Origin of the sequence: Asticcacaulis excentricus, from assembly GCF_003966695.1 — a bacterium.
Taxonomy (GTDB): Bacteria; Pseudomonadota; Alphaproteobacteria; order Caulobacterales; family Caulobacteraceae; genus Asticcacaulis; species Asticcacaulis excentricus_A.
In genome coordinates this window covers 298,338-318,640 of sequence record NZ_AP018828.1, presented here as the reverse complement: position 1 = coordinate 318,640, position 20,303 = coordinate 298,338, and the positions used below count along the sequence as shown (strand labels likewise).

General features: G+C 56.1%; 20 protein-coding genes and 1 tRNA gene. 5 read left to right on the top strand and 16 right to left on the bottom strand.

What is annotated here, in order from left to right; genetic code table 11:
* Positions 1 to 20: 20 nt before the first annotated feature.
* Complete coding sequence (locus tag EM6_RS12545) at positions 21 to 1,841, bottom strand: DUF885 domain-containing protein (protein WP_126423513.1); 1,821 nt, start codon at positions 1,839 to 1,841, stop codon at positions 21 to 23.
* A gap of 17 nt (positions 1,842 to 1,858) precedes the next feature.
* On the bottom strand, positions 1,859 to 3,661 hold the full coding sequence (locus EM6_RS12540) for a DUF885 domain-containing protein (RefSeq protein ID WP_126423512.1): 1,803 nt from the start codon (positions 3,659 to 3,661) through the stop codon (positions 1,859 to 1,861).
* 591 nt (positions 3,662 to 4,252) lie between these two features.
* On the opposite strand from EM6_RS12540, the gene EM6_RS12535 reads away from it, so the two are divergent.
* Positions 4,253 to 5,095 (top strand): NAD(P)H-hydrate dehydratase, encoded by an 843-nt coding sequence (locus tag EM6_RS12535; protein ID WP_126423511.1) that lies wholly within the window; start codon positions 4,253 to 4,255, stop codon positions 5,093 to 5,095.
* A gap of 89 nt (positions 5,096 to 5,184) precedes the next feature.
* On the opposite strand, the gene msrA is transcribed toward EM6_RS12535, so the two are convergent.
* Positions 5,185 to 5,823, bottom strand: coding sequence for a peptide-methionine (S)-S-oxide reductase MsrA (msrA, locus tag EM6_RS12530; protein ID WP_126423510.1), 639 nt, complete (start codon positions 5,821 to 5,823; stop codon positions 5,185 to 5,187).
* A gap of 172 nt (positions 5,824 to 5,995) precedes the next feature.
* Between msrA and EM6_RS12525 the strand changes: the two genes are divergently transcribed.
* Positions 5,996 to 6,085, top strand: a tRNA-Ser gene (locus tag EM6_RS12525).
* A 236-nt stretch (positions 6,086 to 6,321) separates the two neighbouring features.
* Here EM6_RS12525 and EM6_RS12520 read toward each other — a convergent pair.
* The 5 genes from EM6_RS12520 to EM6_RS17765 all read right to left on the bottom strand — a co-directional run bounded on the left by EM6_RS12520 (position 6,322) and on the right by EM6_RS17765 (position 10,553).
* On the bottom strand, positions 6,322 to 6,630 hold the full coding sequence (locus EM6_RS12520) for an excisionase family DNA-binding protein (RefSeq protein ID WP_126423509.1): 309 nt from the start codon (positions 6,628 to 6,630) through the stop codon (positions 6,322 to 6,324).
* Position 6,631: 1 nt separating this feature from the next.
* The gene (locus EM6_RS12515) at positions 6,632 to 7,072 is read right to left on the bottom strand and encodes a CopG family transcriptional regulator (RefSeq protein ID WP_126423508.1); all 441 of its coding nucleotides are present in this window, start codon (positions 7,070 to 7,072) and stop codon (positions 6,632 to 6,634) included.
* Between the two features lie 261 nt (positions 7,073 to 7,333).
* The gene (locus EM6_RS12510; RefSeq protein WP_126423507.1) at positions 7,334 to 7,882 is read right to left on the bottom strand and encodes a hypothetical protein; all 549 of its coding nucleotides are present in this window, start codon (positions 7,880 to 7,882) and stop codon (positions 7,334 to 7,336) included.
* Positions 7,883 to 8,008: 126 nt separating this feature from the next.
* Positions 8,009 to 10,069, bottom strand: a complete 2,061-nt coding sequence (locus EM6_RS12505) for a DUF3363 domain-containing protein (protein WP_172961254.1) — start codon at positions 10,067 to 10,069, stop codon at positions 8,009 to 8,011.
* Between the two features lie 280 nt (positions 10,070 to 10,349).
* Complete coding sequence (locus tag EM6_RS17765; RefSeq protein WP_420000743.1) at positions 10,350 to 10,553, bottom strand: excalibur calcium-binding domain-containing protein; 204 nt, start codon at positions 10,551 to 10,553, stop codon at positions 10,350 to 10,352.
* A gap of 325 nt (positions 10,554 to 10,878) precedes the next feature.
* On the opposite strand from EM6_RS17765, the gene EM6_RS12495 reads away from it, so the two are divergent.
* Positions 10,879 to 11,760 carry a HEPN domain-containing protein gene (locus EM6_RS12495; protein ID WP_126423504.1) on the top strand — a complete coding sequence of 294 codons (882 nt, stop codon included), beginning with the start codon at positions 10,879 to 10,881 and terminating at the stop codon, positions 11,758 to 11,760.
* A 29-nt stretch (positions 11,761 to 11,789) separates the two neighbouring features.
* Here EM6_RS12495 and EM6_RS12490 read toward each other — a convergent pair whose 3' ends face one another.
* Together EM6_RS12490 and EM6_RS12485 are read right to left on the bottom strand one after the other, a co-directional pair.
* On the bottom strand, positions 11,790 to 12,437 hold the full coding sequence (locus EM6_RS12490) for an RloB family protein (RefSeq protein WP_172961253.1): 648 nt from the start codon (positions 12,435 to 12,437) through the stop codon (positions 11,790 to 11,792).
* The gene (locus tag EM6_RS12485) at positions 12,418 to 13,716 is read right to left on the bottom strand and encodes an AAA family ATPase (RefSeq protein WP_172961252.1); all 1,299 of its coding nucleotides are present in this window, start codon (positions 13,714 to 13,716) and stop codon (positions 12,418 to 12,420) included. Before EM6_RS12485 ends, EM6_RS12490 begins: the two co-directional genes overlap by 20 nt.
* A gap of 130 nt (positions 13,717 to 13,846) precedes the next feature.
* Between EM6_RS12485 and EM6_RS12480 the strand changes: the two genes are divergently transcribed.
* Positions 13,847 to 14,122 carry a hypothetical protein gene (locus EM6_RS12480; RefSeq protein ID WP_126423499.1) on the top strand — a complete coding sequence of 92 codons (276 nt, stop codon included), beginning with the start codon at positions 13,847 to 13,849 and terminating at the stop codon, positions 14,120 to 14,122.
* 28 nt (positions 14,123 to 14,150) lie between these two features.
* Positions 14,151 to 14,402 carry a hypothetical protein gene (locus tag EM6_RS12475; protein ID WP_126423497.1) on the top strand — a complete coding sequence of 84 codons (252 nt, stop codon included), beginning with the start codon at positions 14,151 to 14,153 and terminating at the stop codon, positions 14,400 to 14,402.
* Here the strand turns inward: EM6_RS12475 and EM6_RS12470 are convergent.
* From EM6_RS12470 to EM6_RS12445, 6 genes are all read right to left on the bottom strand, one after another.
* Positions 14,397 to 15,914, bottom strand: coding sequence for a KAP family P-loop NTPase fold protein (locus EM6_RS12470; protein ID WP_126423496.1), 1,518 nt, complete (start codon positions 15,912 to 15,914; stop codon positions 14,397 to 14,399). The genes EM6_RS12475 and EM6_RS12470 overlap by 6 nt on opposite strands.
* 45 nt (positions 15,915 to 15,959) lie before the next feature.
* Positions 15,960 to 16,910 (bottom strand): hypothetical protein, encoded by a 951-nt coding sequence (locus EM6_RS12465; protein ID WP_126423494.1) that lies wholly within the window; start codon positions 16,908 to 16,910, stop codon positions 15,960 to 15,962.
* Between the two features lie 243 nt (positions 16,911 to 17,153).
* A complete protein-coding gene (locus EM6_RS12460) occupies positions 17,154 to 17,354 on the bottom strand; it encodes a S24 family peptidase (protein ID WP_126423492.1) in 201 nt (66 codons plus the stop codon).
* Between the two features lie 45 nt (positions 17,355 to 17,399).
* A complete protein-coding gene (locus EM6_RS12455) occupies positions 17,400 to 18,365 on the bottom strand; it encodes a hypothetical protein (protein ID WP_126423490.1) in 966 nt (321 codons plus the stop codon).
* Between the two features lie 5 nt (positions 18,366 to 18,370).
* A complete protein-coding gene (locus tag EM6_RS17650) occupies positions 18,371 to 18,739 on the bottom strand; it encodes a S24 family peptidase (RefSeq protein WP_269471953.1) in 369 nt (122 codons plus the stop codon).
* A 349-nt stretch (positions 18,740 to 19,088) separates the two neighbouring features.
* Positions 19,089 to 20,294 carry a tyrosine-type recombinase/integrase gene (locus EM6_RS12445; protein WP_126423487.1) on the bottom strand — a complete coding sequence of 402 codons (1,206 nt, stop codon included), beginning with the start codon at positions 20,292 to 20,294 and terminating at the stop codon, positions 19,089 to 19,091.
* Between the last annotated feature and the right edge of the window lie 9 nt (positions 20,295 to 20,303).

Sequence of the window (20,303 nt, the reverse complement as noted above, 5' to 3'; positions counted from 1 at the left end):
GGGCGTCCACCGGGCGGCGATCAAAGACCGCGCGCCCACTCCGTATAGACGGTTTCCAGTACCGCCAGCGGCACCGGCCCCGCCGTCAGGCCCCGATCATGGAAGGCCTTGATATCGAACTTCGGCCCCAGTTGCGCCTTCATACGGTCGCGCAGCCGCACCCACTGGATCTTGCCCGTCATGTAGCTCAGCGCCTGACCCGGCCACACGCAGTAGCGTTCGATTTCGGTGGTGGCGGACGATTCCTGATCGCCATTGGTAGCGACGAAGTAGCGGATGGCCTCTTCGCGCGACCAGCGCTTGGCGTGCATCCCCGTATCGACCACCAGACGGATGGCGCGGAACAGGGCCGATTGCAGATAGCCGATATAGCCCAGCGGATCGGCCGCATACATGCCCATTTCGGCCGCCAGCAGCTCCGAATAGAGCGCCCAGCCCTCGGAGAAGGCCGAGAAGCCGCCGACCTTGCGCAGGCGCGGCAGACCTTGCGTCTCCATCTGGATGGCGATTTGCAGGTGGTGGCCCGGAATCGCCTCGTGATAGGTCAGGGTCGGCAGCGACCACGACGGCCATTCGGCGGTATCACGCAGATTGATATAGTAAGCCCCCGGCCGCGAACCATCGAGCGTCGGGCGCTGATAATAGCCGCCCGGCGCACCGGCTTCGATTTCCTTGGGCACGCGACGCACCACCACCGGCGTCTTGGGCAGGACGCCGAACCAGTCGGGCAATTTGGCTTCAATGGCGCGAATCTGCACGTTCAGATCGGCCAGCAGCTTTTCCTTGGCAGCGTCCGTATTGTCATAGACGTATTTGGGGTCTTTGGCGATGGCGGCCATGCGCTCGCCCACCGTGCCCTGCGTCAGGCCCAGCGCCTTAAACTTCGCATCGGCTTCGGCCGACAGTTCCCTGACCATATCCAGACCAATCTTGTGGATTTCGTCGGGCGTCATCTTCGTGGTGGTGCCCGACGACGACCCCGCCGCGAAGGCGTAATAGGCATCCCCGTCCTTCAGCTTCCACACACCGGCGTCGTGCGTGGCCTTTGGGCGCACGGCCTTGAGCGCGTCGATCTGGGCGTTAAGCGCCGCAGCGACCGGCCCGTCGATGCGTCGGGCGGCCTCAGCGGCCCAATCCCCGGCAAGGCCCTTGTCCGCGGTCTTGGTGGTCAACGCTTTGGTCATCGAACTGTCGGCGCCCTTGATGGCCGCCAGCCCCTGCAACTGCGTCAGAGCCTTGTCGATGACGAAATCCGGCGGCACGACGCCCTTGGCGACATCGCCTTTGAAGCGCTCGGTTTCTTGCCCAATCAGGACGGCGAAGGCCTCCAGACGCGCCAGATAGGCCTCGGCATCGGCCTTGGTTTCGATCGTATGCTGATTGGCGAGGAAGTCCGGCGTGGACTGATAGGACCCATTCAGTTGCGACAGGATGTAGGGGTTAGCCCCGCCCCAGTTGCCGAATTTAAAGCGGTCATAGCCCGACTTGCGGCTCTCATAGCCCCACAGCACCGTATCGTAATTGATGCGATCCATGCCGCTCAGCTTGTCGCGCGGAATGGCTTTCAGCGCCGCCAGGTTCTTTTCGGCGCGCGCAATGCCCCGGAGGGCCTCGGCTTCGGAGGCGTCGTTGAGTTTGGACTTGAGGCCCGCGCGCGCGTCCTTGTCGAGGCCCAGCGAGGTGGCCAGATTCGGCGACTGATCGACATTCTCGTCAAAGATGGCGTCGAACAGGGCGTTCAGCGTTTTGGCGGTCGCCGGGTCGCTGGCGGCATGGGTCCCCGTGGCGGCAAAGGTCGCCGCCGCGGCACCGGTCACAAGCAGAGCGCGTCGATTGAGCATGGAGCTTTTCCTCTTGATTACAGCTTCGCGGCCCATTCGGCATAGACGGTTTCCAGCACCGCCAGCGGCACCGCGCCCGCCGTCAGGCCGGTATCGTGGAAAGCCTTGATATCGAACTTCGCGCCCAGCTTTGTCTGATACTTGGCCCGCAGCTCCAGCCACTTGATCTTGCCGATCATGTACCCCAGCGCCTGCCCCGGCCACACGCAGTAGCGTTCGATCTCGGTCTCGTTCGGATCGCCCAGATTGGCATCCATGAAGGCCATGGCCTGCTCGCGGCTCCAGCGCTTGTGGTGCATCCCCGTATCGACGACCAGACGGCAGGCGCGGAACAGGGCGTCGTGCAGATAGCCGATATAGCCATAGGGGTCTTCGGCATACATGCCCATATCCTTGGCCGCCACCTCTTCCGAATAGAGGGCCCAGCCTTCGATATAGGCGTTGAAACCGGAAATTTGCCGCAGCATCGGCAGGTTCTTGTTTTCCTGCTGGATCGAAATCTGCATGTGGTGGCCCGGAATGGCCTCGTGATAGGTCAGGGTCGGCAGGGTCCAGCTCGGCACCTCGGCCGTGTCGCGCAGATTGATGTAATAGGCCCCCGGCCGCGAGCCATCGAGCGACGCCGGCTGATAATAGCCGCCCGGCGCGCCCAGTTCGGTCGCCGGCGGGATGCGCTTGATCGTCACTTTCGTCTTGGGCAGCACGCCGAAATAGGCCGGCAGCTTGGCCTGCACCACCTCGACCTGTTTATTGAGATCGGCCAGCAGCTTGTCCTTGCCCGCATCGGTGTTGGGATAGACAAACTTCGGATCCTTCGCCATGGCTTTGAGGCGTTCGCCCGTCGTGCCCGTGGTCATGCCGAGTTTCGTCATCACCTTTTCCAGCTCGGCATTGAGGTCCTTGACCTTATCGAGGCCGATCTGGTGGATGGCGTCCGGCGTCAGGTCGGTCGAGGTGCCGCCGCGCGCGCCATAGATGTAATAGGCCTCGCCCTGCGGAATATGCCACACGCCCGCATCGTGCGTCGCCTTGGGCAGGACGGCTTCGACGGCGGCGATCTGACGGCTGAGGGCCGGGACAACGGCGGTTTCATAAATTTGGGTCGCCTGCGCGCCCCAGTCACCGGCAATGGTCTTTTCCTTCGTGCGGCGGACGATGGATTGCACCAGCACGCTGTCGGCGGCCTTGGTGTCGCGCTGCGTCTTGAGCTGGGTGATGGCCTTTTGCAGGGCGAAGTCCGGCGCAATGACGCCCTTGGCCACGTCGGCCTGCATCTTGGCGGTTTCCTCATCGAGCAGCACCGCATAGGCCTTGAGGCGCGACAGATAGGCGTCGGCATCGGCCTTGGTCTCGATCGTGTGCTGGCTGTCGAGGAAGTCCGGGATCGAGATATAGGAGCCCGTCAACTGCGTGATGACGTAGGGCGATGAGCCCGGCGAGCCGAAGGCGAAGGCCTTGTACCCGTTCAGGCTTTGGGTCAGGTCCCACAGGACGGTGTCGTAATTGATGCGGTCCATGCCGGACAACTGATCGCGCGGAATGGCCTTCAGGGCGGAGACCGACTTTTCGAGGAAGGCGGTGTAGCGGGCGCGCTCCTGCGGCGTGGCGGGATCGAGTTTGGCTTTCAGGGCGGCGCGCGCCCCCGTATCGAGGCCCAGAGAGGTGGCCCCCGTGGGCGAATGATCGACCATCTCATTGAAGATGGCGTCAAACGTCGCGTTCAGCTTCGCCGATGCCGTCTGCGCCAGGGCGCTACCGGCCGACAGACCCACAGCGGCAAGGGCCGAGGCCCCGGACAAAAGCGAACGACGATCAAGCATGGGGGCATCTCCGGAAAAGGCACGCGGCGCACAAGGTTGCGCAGGCAACGACCCTAAACCCGCTCAGCACAGGCCGCAACGGGGTCAAGATGAACTCTCTGTAATGTTATGAAAGGGCCGGAACGGACGTCTGGACGTGGGGGGCCGATCCTGGGACAAGGAAGCGGCAGCACCAAAGGGGGACAACTCTGGCGATGCGCCATGCGTCCGTTCCGGCATTTGCGACGTTTCGCTTCCCCCCGGCAACCCCCAGCTCCCGGAGCCAAACATCGACACTACAGCGAAATGACTTTAGGTGGAAACGCCATTTCGCTCTAAATTTTTGTTTTGTCGCGATGTTTTTGCGGAAAACCGCTCACACTTTTCCGCACATCGCTTTGAACAGCAACTTGTCACACCCTACCCCCTCATTTTAGGGGGCGGTATCACATGTTTTGGGGATATGATGATCGAAAATGCGCATCTGTGCGTGTTTGACACACCTTTCAGGCGGTAGAGTTCCGGATGCCGCAGGCCTTTGATCCGGCTCCCGAAAAGGATGCGCGCATGGTATAGGGGTGCGGTCTGTGAACATAGCGCGCCGAGCCTGTCATGAGCACCCTGCCCACCCCCGCCGATAACCGTCCGGAACACTGGTTCGCCCACTTCCCCTCGCCCGATGTGGCAGGCAACAAGTACGACCGCGGTCACGCCGTTGTGTTGGGTGGCCCGCTTCATTCGACCGGGGCGGCGCGACTGGCGGCGCGGGCGGCCTTGCGCGCCGGGGCCGGGCTGGTATCCGTGGCCTGCGACCCGTCGGCCCTGATCGTCTATGCGACGGCGTTTGAGGCCGTTATGACCAAGCCCGTGCGCGATGTCGCCGAATTTGGCGGGCTCATCGGCGATCCGCGGGTTACCGCCGTATTGCTGGGGCCCGCCGCCGGGCTGAATGAGCGCACGCGCGATTGCGTTATGACGGCGCTCAGGGCGCAAAAGCCCTGCGTGCTCGATGCCGACGCCCTGACCGTGTTCAAAGACGACCCGAAGACCCTGTTTGCCGCCATCAGCGGCCCCTGCGTCCTCACCCCGCACGAAGGCGAGTTTGCGCGCGTCTTTGGCCGCGCCGAAGAACGGGCGCGCGCCGCCGCCGATGCGGCCGCCGCCTCCGGGGCTGTGGTCTTGTTGAAAGGCGCAGACACCGTGATCGCCCACCCTGACGGCAGGCTGGTGGTCAATCGCCACGCGCCACCGTGGCTGGCCACCGCAGGCTCAGGTGACGTTCTGGGCGGGCTGGTTTGCGGTCTGATGGCCCAGAAGATGAGAGCCTTTGAGGCCGCCTGCGCCGGGGTCTGGCTGCATTCGGAGGCGGCGCGCCGCTTCGGGCCGGGCCTGATCGCCGAAGACCTGAGCGAACAGATCCCCGCGATCCTGCGTGATATAAAGCCCACACAGTAGAGCGGAATGATTGCTGAGGGAATCATTCCGCTCAAGCCGCCATTGCGGCGGCGGCCAAGGTGGCGGAGCCACCGCCCGGCGAGGGGCTCTTAAATGGCGCAGGTGACGCCCGTGCCCTTAAGACCGCAATAACCTTCCGGGTTCTTTTCCAAATAGCCCTGATGGTAGTCTTCGGCATAATAGAAGGGCTGCTCGTTGTCCGGGCCGAAAATCTCGCTGGTGATCGGCCCAAGGCCCTTGGCCGACAACGCCGCCTCAAACGCATCGCGCGACTTCAGCGCCGCCTCGTACTGCGCCTCGGTGGTGGTGAAGATGGCCGAACGGTATTGCGTGCCGACATCATTGCCCTGACGCATCCCCTGCGTCGGGTCATGACGCTCCCAGAACAGCTTTAAAAGCGCCTCAAAGCTGAGTTTAGCCGGATCATAAACGACCAGAACGCCTTCGGTGTGACCCGTCTGACCGGTGCACACCTCACGATAGGTCGGGTTGGGCGTATAGCCACCGATATAGCCGGCCGCCGTCGTATAGACGCCCGCCTGCTGCCAGAACAGGCGCTCGACGCCCCAGAAACAGCCCATGGCGAACACCACCGTTTCGGTGCCTTCAGGGAATGGGCCTTTCAGCGGCGTACCCAGTACGGCGTGAGTCGAGTCGGTGGGCAGGGCCTCGGCACGGCCCGGCAGGGCGTCTTCACGGGAAATCAGGCGGGTTTTGCTACCGAACATGCGCGGCTCCTGAGTATGCAGGGGGATTTATCCCCAATATAGACCTATGCCGGACATATAGGGTGTAAAAAAGATAGCGCCAGAGGCCAGTTAGGGGCTTGCGATTTATCGGTGGACGGTTATAACCGCCGCCTTCCCAAGACCTGCGGCATAGCCCGGTCTTGCCAGTGATGGACAGGTGGCCGAGTGGTTGAAGGCGCACGCCTGGAACGCGTGTATAGGGGCAACTCTATCGAGGGTTCGAATCCCTCTCTGTCCGCCACCCTCCCCCGCAAATCATTGAATTTACTGGCATTGGCGCAGTTTCCGCCAACCCAACCCCAGCATTCACCCCAGCGGTTTGCGTGGATTTCCGTGGATGTCTTTGGACGCTTTTGAATGTCGATGTGCTGTCTCTGCAACACAGATACGGTTGGGCACTCGCGGCTATAGCCTCCAGCGTAGTGGGACGTTCGCGATTCTCGCATTTCGGTGTGCAGTGTTAGCTCTACTTATAGCCTACCGCCGCCACGGGAGTTCAAGCTGGCCAAACGGGAGGACGCCCGACCGGCTCGGTGATTTGGGCTTTGGCACAAACTTTGGCTTTACATAGCGGGCCTCGACCTCACCTCTGACCGTGTTGTCTCCGCTTAGAAACCGCAAAAGATCATCGCGCATAATCAACCTGCGCCCGCCGATCTTCACGGACTTGAGCGAACCATCGGCCATGCGCTCGTACAGGAATGACCGCCCCAGTCCGGTGGCCTTGACGGCTTCGTCAATGCGGTAGGCGAGTTTCTGCGGTTCATTTTGCGCGGGGCTGGTCATCTCAGCGGTCCTCTCCGTCTGACGTGGCATTATCGCTCTGGTGGGCCTCCACGATCTCTTCCACCTGCAATCCGAACGACGTGCCTACGGCCAGAACCTTGCCGACATGTTTGGTATAATATTCGAAACGATTTTTGCCGCGTTTGACAGAGGCCTCGTCAGGGTTCGGCACGCTGCCGGTGAAGGCAAAATAGAAGTTCGCAAACTGCGCAATGGCTTCCAGTACGACCTCGATGTCGCGCGCTTGGCGGTCCTGCTTCTGCGCTATCCGATCAAGCCGCTGGCTCAGGGCCTTCGCCTCTGCGTTACCGGCGCGATGACGGAAATAGGAACGCAGCGCATCGGCCACGATGGACGACTTCGACGCGCCGGGCTTGCTGGCCAGAGCCTCAAGTTCGTTTGTCAGCTCGTCGTCTAGGTAGAGGTGGTGCCGGGGTTTCATGGGCCTGTCCGTCCGCTGGTGTTCAGGGGGATCGGCGTGGACAACCGGCGGGCTTGCGGTGCCGGGCATCAGGGCGCGTCTCCTCCACAGAGTAAGCGCCATGATGCCATCGCTGAGGTGTTGGTCTCATAGCTCCATTGCCGTCCGCAGATGCCGTTTTGCCGCATTCTGCACACAGTCGGACGGTTGGTAGTGCTCTCCAGCGTGATCCGGGGCTGGACTTGGGGGCTACCATCCATAACATGCAATCAATCGAAGACTCTAATCGAAGTCCGCTTGGTGGGCCGCACGTATGTTTTTGAATGCGTTTACAAATGCGTCTTGTAAATGCTTTGGAGGCACCTGAAGAAAGGCACATGCCACCGGCGTAAACGCTTCAATCGCATCAATTGGCGTATCGAATTGATGCCCCTCTCTCGCGATCGACAAGATGTCCAAGATCGCTTGTATTTCCGGAAACTCTATCTGGTAATTGAGTTGGTGGCCGAATTTGTTTCTTATTTTATTTAACTGAAGAATACCAGGCCGCACAAAGGCTGCGCTCGACCCTACCGTCGGTAACATTCGAGCTTTTTGCGCAAACGAGAGGCGAAGTTCATGAAACTCTCCAAACCCGAAGAACGATGGCAGAAACTCATTTAGATGATGTTCAACCAAAAGATGTGCCTTGAGCACTTTGCCCACGGGCTCATGATCGCCAGCTGCCAACTCTAAAAAACGAGCATTAGCCGTATCAAAGTCTTGCTCGATTTCCGCCCAGTGCGGCTTCAAGGCTTCCAAAACCTGCTCGATTCCCTCAATATCTCTCATTAGCTCCCTCCAATCTTCAAGGGAGTTATAAAGCTGCCCCAGAAAACGTGCCTCTAAAATCGATAGTGGGATGATTTGCAATTGGTGGGCATGGAAGCGCGTCCTGCCGTTATCCCTACTGGCGGGCTAGAACCCGATGCCGATCCCCCTGTCCCTGCCGAACGACCATTCGATGCTGCGGTTCTCGTGCATCATGCCAGTGATCTCTTTCCCGCGTTGCCGCTCCAGCACGTCACGCCACGGGACAAGGGCGAAGTCCTTCGCGCGTTCTACAACCGCGTACTGGCCGCCGTTCAGCGTGACCTTGTCTTTCAGGGTGCCGCTGTATTCCACCCACGGGCGCATCTGCACATAGGTCTTGCCCAGTGCCTGCGATAGTCGCTGGCCCTCGGCCTTCAGCTCGCGCGCCGCCATCTGCTGTTCGAGATTGCGCGGATAATAGGCCTTGCCCTCTTCGTACCTGATCAGCCCCTGTTCGCTCATCCACAGTACCCGGTGGTAGATTGCGCCCTTGACCTGTTTCCCGAACCCGGTGTCCGCAAGCGGCGTCGGTTCCGGTGCGGTGAGTTCCTTATCCAGCCATGTCCATGCGTCCCGCCGCTCAAGGCTGCGCAGGGGTTCAGGGGACAGGACCTCTATATTGACCGGGTTCTGGCTGACCTTCTGCTGCTCATAGGCCAGTGCCGTGTCCCGGTAGGTCTGACCGACCCTGAAACTGTAGTCGTCTTCCCATGTAATGCCGCCCATAGCGCGCCGCACGGCTTCGATACGGCGCACATGGGTTTCGGCAAAGCGTTGGGTGGAGTTGCGGTCGTGCCTGAGATGACGCTCTACGGAATAGTAGCCGACATTGGCGGCGGCAACCTCGGCTATGGTATGATCCACGCTGCGCAACTGGGCGACCTTGGGTGTCAGGCGCACAATGGCGTCGGTCGGCACCTGCGGGGCCGTCTCGCCCTTGCCGATCTCGACCACATGGGTGTGACCGTCCACACCGTCGATAACCAGCAGGTGGCGGTCTTCCAGTTCATCGTACAGACCACGGTGTGCCACGCGCCCGATGATCGGCGGCATAGGCTCGGTATGGGAAAGAGACGCCGCACGATGGGCCTCGGCATCCTGCCCCATGCCGTAGCCGGCGTCGTGGATGCGCAGCGTCTCGACCATACGACCGTCCGCACCGAGGGCCAGGTTGTGACGCAGGCTGTTGATGATGTCGCCGCGCCGCCCGAGCTGGCGCAAGGCGGCTTCAAAATCCTCGCTGACCTGCCACAGGCCGCCCTTTTCGGGTGTGGCCAGTTCCAGCGTCTCCAGATGCCTCAGACGACCCGTAATCAGGGACTGGCGTTCAGGGCTTGGGTCGATGGCGCGCACTCGGCCCTCGGCGTCCCGGCTGTCCTCAATCCAGCGGTCAATCGTGGTGTAGCGGTTGGCGGTCATCTCGTGCTGGAGGGACAGCGACACCTCCAGCGCGGTTCTGGGGCCAAGGTCAAAACCCACAATCTCGGCGGCGCGTTCCCTGACGCCTTCGGTGATGTAGTTCCGCGCGATGATCAGGTCCTTGCCGTGATCGTCCTTCCCCCGGATCAGGATGTGGGTGTGCGGGTGGCCGGTGTTGAAGTGATCCACGGCGACCCAGTCCAGTTGCGTCCCCAGATCGGTTTCCATCTGGGTCATCAGACGGCGGGTGACGTTGCGCAGGTCGTCATACTGCTGTCCGTCTTCCGGCGAGACGATAAACCGGAACTGATGCCGGTCGCCCTCTGAGCGCTCCAGAAAGGCCTTGCCATCGGCCACATCAGACCGGCCATCATAAAGCTCGCCGCGCTCCCCCGAACGGGTCACGCCATCGCGCTGGACATAGCGCATATGGGCTATAGCCGCACCGCGTCCCTTACCGGCCAGCTTGACGATCCGCGCTTTGACCATGACGCGGCGGCGGCCAAAGCCGCCATCCTTCGCACCCACAGCCGCACCGGCACGCGAGGCCAGAACCGCACCGGCACCGCTACCGCGTCCGATGCGCTCGCCGGTGAAGCCGGACGGCTTCCCGGACACCGCACGACCACCCCGCGCGAGGTTGGCGGCCTTGATCACCCGATTGCGAAAGTCCCGGCCCAGAGACACGGCCTTGCCGTCGCGGCCTATACGGCCCGGTCTCAGTTCAAACCCGTCTTCGCGGTCCATGATCCGCCTCCGGTGAAGCCCCATTCCCTCTCAAAGGATTGGATTTGTCCCGGCGGATTCAAGAGCGCCACAATGGCGCTACGAAATCTCAAATGGCGCTAAAACAGCCTCACGAAAAACGACGTGCAGACAGAGACTTATGCCGCCCATGAGGCGCATAAGGCTCTACTTCTTTAATCTTGCTCTCAACCCCAAACCCTCAAAAAAGCGCACGAAAACAGACGATTTCTGAGGAAAAAGACGACGGCGCAGAAATGACGGCAAGTTCGGCTGATCCGGGCTAACGCCAAGGCTCACAGGCCGCCCCATCATCGTCACCATCCATCTCCGGACGGTATCCGGGTTCCCATCTGTAGATTGGCGTAGGCGCGCCAGCCGCGCGTGCATGGGAACAGTCCGCGTAATAGACCGGCTTGTTCTCAACGAGACGGACCAGCCGTGGATAGTTCAGGTAGGCGAGGAAACCCAAGAACACCAGCGCCATCAAAAGACGGGCAGGCTCATCAGAATCCCAAAACCGTCGCGCCCGACGACGAGGGCGGTAACTTTGGTCGCCACGATATTTGGGATAGTCTCGATAACCTGACATGCGGCGAAAATACAACCATACGTCTAACAAACGCTTTTTAGGCACGGTTAACGAGGGGGCAGAAACACCAGAAAGCGCCTTATTCGTCAGAGGCGGACGATTGTGGATAGAACGTCAACGCAGCCAAATGCTGAAAACTATCCGTAATTGATCCGTGGACATGGCATTGCAGGGCGAGTCAGCGACACTTATAGATAGAAAGACGCTACCGGAACCCGACATGCTGCCTGACGCCCTTGATCATCTGCCAGACACCAAACGCCGCGAGCTTGAGCACGTGGTGAAGGTGCTGTTCGACAGCTTCGAGGCGGCGACACAGACGAAACTGTCCGAAAAGCGCAAGGGCGGACGCATCCTCAAAATCATCCTGTTCGGCTCATATGCGCGAGGGGACTGGGTGGAAGACCGTCTGTCCGGCTATCGCTCGGACTACGATCTTCTGGTGGTGGTCAACAGCCAGGAATTTACCGACCTGCAGGAATACTGGAGCGCGGCAGACGACCGGTTTGTACGGGAATACACCCTGACCCATGACCTCAAGACGCCGGTGAGCTTCATCGTTCACAGCCTTGCCGACGTGAACGATCAGCTCGCCCGTGGACGCCCCTTCTTCTCGGACATCGTCAAGGATGGGGTCATGCTGTACGAGGCTGAGGGCCATCCACTCGCCAAGCCAAAGGCGCTGACGCCGGAAGAGATCAAGGCTGAGGCAAGTGCGTACTACGAGCAGTGGATGGATCGGGCAATTAAATTTCAGGCCGGTGCCCAGTTTTACCTAGATATGCCAGACGCCAAGTTGGCCGCGTTCAACCTACATCAAGCAACTGAAGCACTATACCACTGCGTGCTGCTTACACTTTCTTTATATAGCCCGAAATCACATCGTCTAACATTTCTTAGGTCGCAGGCTGAGGGGCTAGACGATAACATAAGAGTGGTTTGGCCAGATGACAAAGTTTCGCGCAGATCTTTCGCAAAATTGCAACGCGCCTATGTAGAAGCACGTTACTCTAATGAATACGACATTAGCTTTCATGAGCTAAATTTTTTATTCGAAAAAGTAAATCTTTTAAAATTAATTATTCAAAAAATCAAACCATGATATTAATTTAATTATGAATGAATGGAAATTTATTTGAATTTATCTATTGCATCCATCAAATCAGGCATTCCAGTAAATGGATTTAACTGAAAGGGATAAGAGCGACCCGGTTCAGCTGCACCAATTACAATTTTATTTTGGGCAACTGCTCGCTCTTTTGCATCGCCGACCCTGTCTTTAAGTAATCTGTATATGGAGTGCCCCGCTTTATCGTATTTCTTTCCAAAATTTTTCTCAAATGACTTTGCCAAGCAGCTTTTTTGAATTAAGTCATCATAACATGTGTATGAACGACCACTGCTCTCGAAGTGGAGTATTAGCCAGTATTCAAAGCAAACACTTGAAAGAGCCACTTTTACATCATTTTGGGTGGCAAGGTTAAATGCCTTAGCGTGCTCTGATTCGGAAATCTTTGCCGTACTCTCACGATCATAAACCACCCAGTATTCATCATTTACCTGATTTCTTTTTTTGTGGGCGACAACTTCTTTTACCAGCGAAAGGGGCGTGTTTTTTCTAGTCTTCATAATTGAAAAGACACGCCTCATTCCCGGAGGGTCGATGTGATCAATATACCCTTGTATATACTGCGGCTCCGTTTTTTCCCCCTCGCAGTAAATTCTCAAAATCCTAGAAAGCGGCTTTTCTTCTTTTCGCCTAGGCTTCGGCATGTTCATCCACCGCTTCGTAAATAGCGCTCGCCAGTTGGTCCGCAACGGCCCCATAATTGATTTTCGGAACGGCACCAAATCTGCCCTCGTCGTACCACTCGTCGATCGGAGATTGAGGAGTGACGATTTTTTTGTCAAATTCATCAAGACAATAAAACGTGGAAGATCCAGCGTCCTTTCTCACGAACCAAATCTGATCTCGCCTCATAACCTGAGAATCGAGCAATCCGGTGTTGTGCGTTGTGAATATTAACTGTGCATTTGTTGCATTTACGTCCGGGTCATTAAATATCTTCACAAACAAAGCTGCTATGTGAGGATGCAAACTGGCTTCCAACTCATCGACTATGAGAACACCGCCCCTAGCGATGGTAAAAATTACTATCGGTATGAAATGGAACAGTTTCTTTGTCCCCGAACTTTCATACTTAAAATCCATAGGGAATGGATCGCCCTGATCCGATTTGTGCCAGAACGTGAACTTTAGCTTAGCCTCCTCAAGCAGCCTATCCCGTATTTTTTTTGGCAAACTGTCAAAAATACTAGCGTTTTGAACCTCTTGCTCTTCGCAAGTTATGCCAGTCACGCCAGTGTCTATGGCGGATAATATACGAGATACCGTGTGTATGTTTTCTTCTTCTTGGAGGAAGACAGGCGTAAACGTACCAGAGACTTCGGTCCCTATATACATAAGATCATCGAAATATTTAAAAACAGCCCGTAAAGATTCTGGAGCACCTGCGGTTCGACCCGCTTTTGCAACATAGCTATTATTTTTAAAAAAGGGAATACGACGCACCTTGCCCCTTAAGTTGCTCCCAAGGTACATAGTTTCCCAAGTATCGCCTTTTTTTCTCGTAAAAAGATTCGAACGAGAACGACCTAAGAATGAGTCCAGTGACTCTGAAATAATCTCAAATGCATTATATGAAATCGAATATCTGTATCGCACCTTATCACTTGCGACGAATTCAATTTCGAACTCTATAGGCGAAGACTTACGATCAGCGTCCAACGCATATGGCTCATATGGAGGAATCACTTCTCCCTCCTTAAGCTCGGCGCTCTGATCGACCAACCAACACAACCCAACCATTGCAAGAAGCAGATTCGACTTGCCACTTGCATTCGGACCGTAGATCGCACCGACCTTCAAAACAGCCGTCTTATCATCTGGATAAGCAACATTATCCAGATGGTATTTCCCCACCTTTTCCGCATGTAGCGAGAAAACCTGCTCTTCTGCGATCGATCTGAAATTCCGGACCGTAAAATCTATAATCAAGATTGACATCCTTAATTGAGCCAATTTTTCCGAATTTTTCGGGATTTTTGGCCCTTACACGCTATATGTAAATAGCCTTAGGCGCAAGCTTAAGGTTGGCCGAGCCTGCTCACTAGGAGTCTCGTAGCTGGTGAACATCGCAGAAGAATACAAGGCCCAATCCCTCACCAGCCCCCTGCGCTTCTCGAATAGGTTGCCTCGCCTAGCCGTGCCCGACCTTACCAAGGTTCAGACCAGTTGGGAAAACCTGTGGAGCGGGTTCTCGTTTTCCCTGGGCAACACGGTTCACCCTTTAAGCGTGCTTTCCTCAGAAAATATCCCAGACAAATCGGTGGCCCAGCGCCTTCTGACTAAATACGGCGAAGGCTATGGGTTCCTCACTCGTATTCTGGCGTCTCTTCAGTAGATCCTTTCGATCGTTCTGATTTTCCTGTTTGGCCTGGCGGTCCGTCGCCGCTTCCAGATTAGCTAAGACGAACGAAGGGCGTGAGCATACAACCCGCGCCGCGACCAATCTGACCCTGTCCCTCACCTATGGCCGCCCGGACATCACCCCGGAAACCAAGATCACGGTCACGGGGTTTAAGGCGGAAATCAATGCGCAAAAATGGATCGTGGTCAGCGCCCGCCACGAGATGCACGGTACCGGCGGCTCTCAGACCAGTTTGCAGTTGGAGAGTTTATAAACCTTCGCCAGTCGCCGGAGCCGTTATCAAACCATGTGTGGAAAAACGACCTATCAAGGTGACTAGCTTATCGTAATTTGAGGGCAGGCTTATTGAGTTGGAAGCAAAAGATTTTTCCTTGTGCAAAAATTCATATATCTGATTGGCTAAAAATCTCTTTTCTCCTCTATTCAATATTTGTTGGTAGAGATCATTTTTGCTCATTTTAGCAAATTCTATAACATTAGATGCATACATTGATGGGTTCAGACCTTTTTGCAATCCATCAAATGTCACTCTGAATTGGTAATTTATGTTGCTTGATAAATTTATATGATTTGCCGTATAATTTTGCCCATTTACTATTTTGACCATTATTTGTGGCAACAAAACGCCCAGCCACAGTGGGGCTCCGTAGATCAGCCCGGAGCACGTTTGTATCATATCGACAACCTGAAATGCGTCTCTCGGTTTCAGTTCAAAGGCCTGCATGTAGAGGGAAATAAACTCTGGTATCGTTACTTTGCCCTTAGGCAGGTCAGGCCATATGAACATGTCGTTATTGAACCCTACACGTTCACAAAGATGTTCGAGAAGGGGCGTAAGATCAACCTCCTCGAGGCTGTAGCGTCGGCTGATGAACCGGCTGAGATATGCCGGACCGTCAAAGCCGGGGCCATAGGCTCCCGACAATGAATGCCCGAGCTGATCTCCGTTCATTCCCAGAATGAAAACAAGACCATGGACATCAAAAGCGTGTTTGATTTCCTCAAGGAGCTTTACAGCATAGGTCGGGCGACACCGATCCAGTTCATCAACAATAATGATCACAGGGGGTGATTTCACAGGTAGCGATTTGCCCTCTCCTACACTTTCGACGAGCGACGAAAGGCTGTCTTTAAGATCGCTCAGAGCCTGCTTTCCGTCTCTAAAGGAAGCGATACGATCCCTCATGTACCGTCGCGCGGCAATGGCTTTAACGCTATTTTCTCCTGTCTCAACGGCTAGTTTGCCCGTCTCCTTCGCTTCCTCGGCAAGAAAGTCCTTAGTATCGTCGTTGAGATTGACATCACTATCAATAGCATCAACCACAGTCTCAACAGTAGAAGCACCAATAACGGTGGCAGTCGCCTTTTTCAGGAGGCCTATCGCGACAATCTTGCCGACCGTACCCGCGTTATTGATGACCTTATCCAACATATCTCTAATTTTTTTGCCCTTCTTTAATCCCTCAAAAGCGTCCTCCAGTGTCGCCGCCAGTGCCGTTAGGGGATCGTCCAGAAGGTCATCAGACCAGGCGTCGATGTAAGCGACGGGGAAGTTCAAAGATAACTGCTTGGCAAGCCTTTTCAGAAAGAAGGTCTTCCCCACGCCATAAGACGCATCAACCGCAATAGTGAAAGCCTTTGCATCATCGCGATCAAAGCGACGCTCCCACAGACTTTCGACGTAGGCCTGAAGAAGTTGCGCCTCTTTCTGTCTATTGAACCTGTCATCTGCCCATATTGCTGCGACAGCGTCATCATTCGGCATAACTCGTCTCCAGGGTTCGTCCAAAGAGTCAACCGGCGAGAATCGCTAACCATTGACCTCTCTGAAGACCATTAAGGGCGTCACTCCATAGGCGCCAGCTGGTCGCCCCATGACTTGCCGTATTACAGGGACGAAACCACCGATAACGGCACCAAATCCGCCGAATGTTGCTGCCGAAGTTAACAAACTGAGGTCCCCGAATTCCGGATGAGGTTCATCGTCAGGGTAAGCGTCGAACACACCTATGACGTGCCACGTGCCAGGGATTGAAACACCATGCTTCAAAAGCAACTCGGTCGAAGACACCGTCATGCTGTCACGCGAGAGATTAAACCAAACATTATGCCCATTGTGTTGTAATGATGAGACGACACTGTGGGGCAACATCTTTATGAAATGAATTATGCCTTCTTTTAGTCCATCTTCGGGTGATTTTTGTCTTCCCCCATTTGATCTGAGGGCGGCTCGTCTCTCCCGACGATTACCGTGCGCGTCAGGTGCGTCCGAAGATCCTGTCATAGCTTGTGAGATTACATTAGAGACTAACGGATTATCCCAAGCAACCTCGAGGATTCCCATATCAAAGACGGCCAGATCGCCAGATACTAGGACAAAGCGACCTATTTGCGCATCATCCAGAGAACGCTCAAGAAGATCGTTGCTTTGTAGGTAATCCAAGAAAGTTAGGGCGTTTCGCCACAACGGATCATAGGTCCGCTCGGCGGCGCTCTCGCTAAGGCTACCAGCCGTCCACTTAGTACCGCCCTTGCCTGAGCCAATGTAGGGAATCTTGGCGGTGCCCTCTATGAGAGCGTCAGTGGACTCTTGCTCCGTGGCACGTTCTACAGCTTTGACTGTTTGAGGAAGGCCGTAAGTCTCAAACTGCGACAAAAACGCGCCAATGCGTTTTGCGTCATGATAGAGAAAGTCATAAACGGAACCTGCGCTTTGGTCCTGCAAGGGCTCCTGAAAGTCGTGCTCGTTTGTTCGCGACATCGCTCTGAATCTCTCCCGCTCGCTTAACCGTTTGCTCTACATGGTTGGCGAGAAAGGAGCCGAATTCGTGGTCCAGGGCAGCCTTTTTAGGCGAACGCCGAACTTCAGACGCTTCACTGCTTCCACCGACCTTTGGTTGTTTTTTCACGAGTCGCATCCAGTGGCAACAGTTTGACGAGCGTAGCGTCCCGTAAGCATAGTATCGCAGTATACCTAAACTAGCAAATCGACTAAGCCATTGAGTCAAAGCGGTTGATTAACGATATCGACCACCTGAGCCCCCGCTCGCTCGACGCCTCGCAGGCCTTTGTCGCGATAAACAGATACCCCCATCGTGAGTGCGTTCTGGCGGCGGTCAATCAGCAGCACGTCGCCATTCCCGATTGTAGGATACATCGAGTCGCCCGCCCCGCGCGCAAAATAGAGCTCGCTGGTGCCGGCCAAGGGAAATGTTTGATCCCAGCGCGGGAGAACGACATCACTACCTCTTCAACCACCGAAGAAGTTGATACCGAATTCAGCTGCCAAATACCCGGTGATGGCTGACGCAGCCATGTTGTCTCTTACGCCAGCAGCGATCTTACCCAGTTCGGTCAAAATGCCTTTGAGAATGTCTGGCCGCCGCTGGCCATTCATCTCATCTTGAATCTTGCTCAACTCAGCATTTGCCCGAACCTGCTCTTCTTCTGGGAGTTCATTTATCATTGCCGGACATTGCTGGAGAAGTCTCTCGATACGATCCATTTTAAGATCGCCGACCACGCCTATTACCACTGAATTCGTGGCGGTCTCGACGTATGAACCGACGTTTCCATGAACGTTTAAGGTTGTGTGTTTAGACCCAGTTATGTTGCCGCCCTCCGAAAAAGACAGTGTTTCACCGCGTTGAAGCCGATCATAAGCGTCATGGCCTTTCAACGTAAGGGAAAGCCCCCAAGCGGTGACACCACCCAAAAAATTGTTCTCTTCGACCTGAGATCGTTGGGGTTCGTATATCAGTCCGCGATCATAAAGTTCCGTCATGATGCGCTCTAAGGCCTTGTCACTTATAGCGCCGCACATGGCGATGAGTTCGGGCTCTTTAACCGGGTGTCCGTCGCCATATGCCGCACTATAATCACCCACTGCCGACACTAGGTTTTGGGCTTGTGTGGCCGCCGGAGGCAGAACGACCGTATCAATAAGGTTATGAAGATTCGCCCGGTTGATGACAAAGACCTTTCCCGCCTTAGCATTCGTCCGTATGAGGTGAGACAATGCGGCGCGCTTCGATCGCGTCAATTGCTGCGAATATGCTGAAAACGACAGAATCCCTAAACGATCAACTTCATAATAACCGCAAGCTGAACAGTAAAAGGCGAGATTATCTTGCCCAATACGGGAACCGCTCGTGTAGCATCCAGCGAGGTTAGCGCCTTCGCATACCATGCAAGTTTCGTGTTCGCCCCCCAGCATCAGTATTACACCCTTCCAACTACCGCGATGACGCAGCCGATTATGTGCATTGATCCGTCCGCCGCGGTGTCGGGCGGGACGTTCGGATTATCCTTGTAGCCTTCGGCGGCGGGCCTCAGGCGTTTGATCATCCCCAAGCCGTATTGCGTAATCGCCCAGATTTGATCGCCCATCGTCGGGGTGTTCTGGCTGCGGTCAATCAGCAGCACATCGCCATCCCCGATTGTAGGATACATCGAGTCGCCCGCCCCGCGCCGAAAAAACAGCTCATTTGCGCTGGCAGGGACTAACTGACGAATCAAGAGTTGGAAAAACAGCACGGTGTCGGTATTTATCGGTTGACTACAACAACCTAATTCCGACCTTACCCCCATCATAGGCAACATGAAATTTCAATGAAGTATCCAGAAGGTCCGCTGCGTATTTCCTCTTTCCTCCTTATAGGTGACGAGGACCTCTTGGAAATGACACCATTACAGGGTTTCGGCCGAAGCTGGCGACATTTCCAGCTGAGCCATGCCGGGACTTGGTAGGATGCCCGGCGCTATAACAGAGCGAGCAATCAGCCGGGAACATATCCCGTTGAGAGCATCACCAGGTTGCGTCCGTTGACGTAGCAAGCGTTGAATGTTTCCGCCTTGCATGGTGCTTTTCAGGGTGCGGCCAAATATCGCGGAGCGAGTTCAACCTTAGCGGTTAGCGGCAGGCAATTATGTATCCTGATCAACTCCTTCGGCAGTTCAAATAGCCCTCCCATGCGCCCATTAACCTCCGCCGCTTTTCAAGCGCATCCCCGCGTCGGTAGGCGCGCTCGGTCATGTCGCCGACGGTGTGAGCTAAAGCCGCCTCGGCGATCTCCCGAGCGAAGTCCGTTTCTTCACCGCACCAGTCACGGAACGCTGATCGGAAGCCGTGAGGCGTATAGTGGCCCTTTTCCATTCGGCGCAGTTGCATCGTCAGGGACATTACCGACAATTGCCCGCCTTGCGCTCCCCTAAAGACAAAGCCAGTGGCTTTCGGCTGCCCACCATCGGATGAAACAAGCGATAGAAGCCGAAGGGAGTTGAGTATTGCAACGGCCCTATCAGTCAGGGGCACCCTGTGTTCGCGTCCGGCCTTCATCCGTGTGGCTGGGACGGTCCAGACCTTGGCGTCAAGGTCCACCTCTTCCCACGTCAGCCCCAAGACCTCGCCAGATCGCGCCGCGCACAGGATGAGAAACTCCAGGGCAAGGGCCGACATGTTGTCCCTCTCGCGCAGGTCCTTAACAAACGCGGGCACCTCCGAGTAGGGCATCGCCGCATGGTGGCCGCGCGTAAGCCTGTGCCGCTTCGGGAGTAGGTGATCAAGGTGGCCTTTCCACCGGGCCGGATTGGCCCCGGACCGGAGCCCCTTCGCCGCAGCAGCGTCAAGCACCCGTTCGACACGACCTCTCAAACGCGATGCCGTCTCTGGTATGGTTTGCCAGATCGGCTTAAGGACCTTGAGAACATCTTGCGTGTCGATGTCACTGACCGGCATTTGCCAAAGGGGCTTGCAGTATTCACGTAGCGTGTACCGCCATTGTGCCCGATGTTTATCATTTCGCCATTGCAGTTCGATGTCTGACAGCATTTGCTCCGCAAAGACGCCGAACGCTGGCTTTTCACGTTTGGCTTCCTCTTCCGCACGTCGCACAGCTAACGGGTCCTGCGGATTCGTCCGGTCCTTCAGGAGCCTCAGAGCTTCCCTTGCGGCCTCTCTCGCATTGGCCAGCCCTATGGCTGGGAACGGCCCCAACCCCATTTCTTTCTGTGAGCCATTCCAGCGGTAGATGAATAGCCACGATTTACCCCCTGTCTTCGTGACCTGAAGGTACAAATTGTTTCCGTCCGAGTAACGGCCCGGCGCGTTCAGGGCTTCAATCCGCTTCGTCGTAAAGGCAGCCATTCGTCGTTC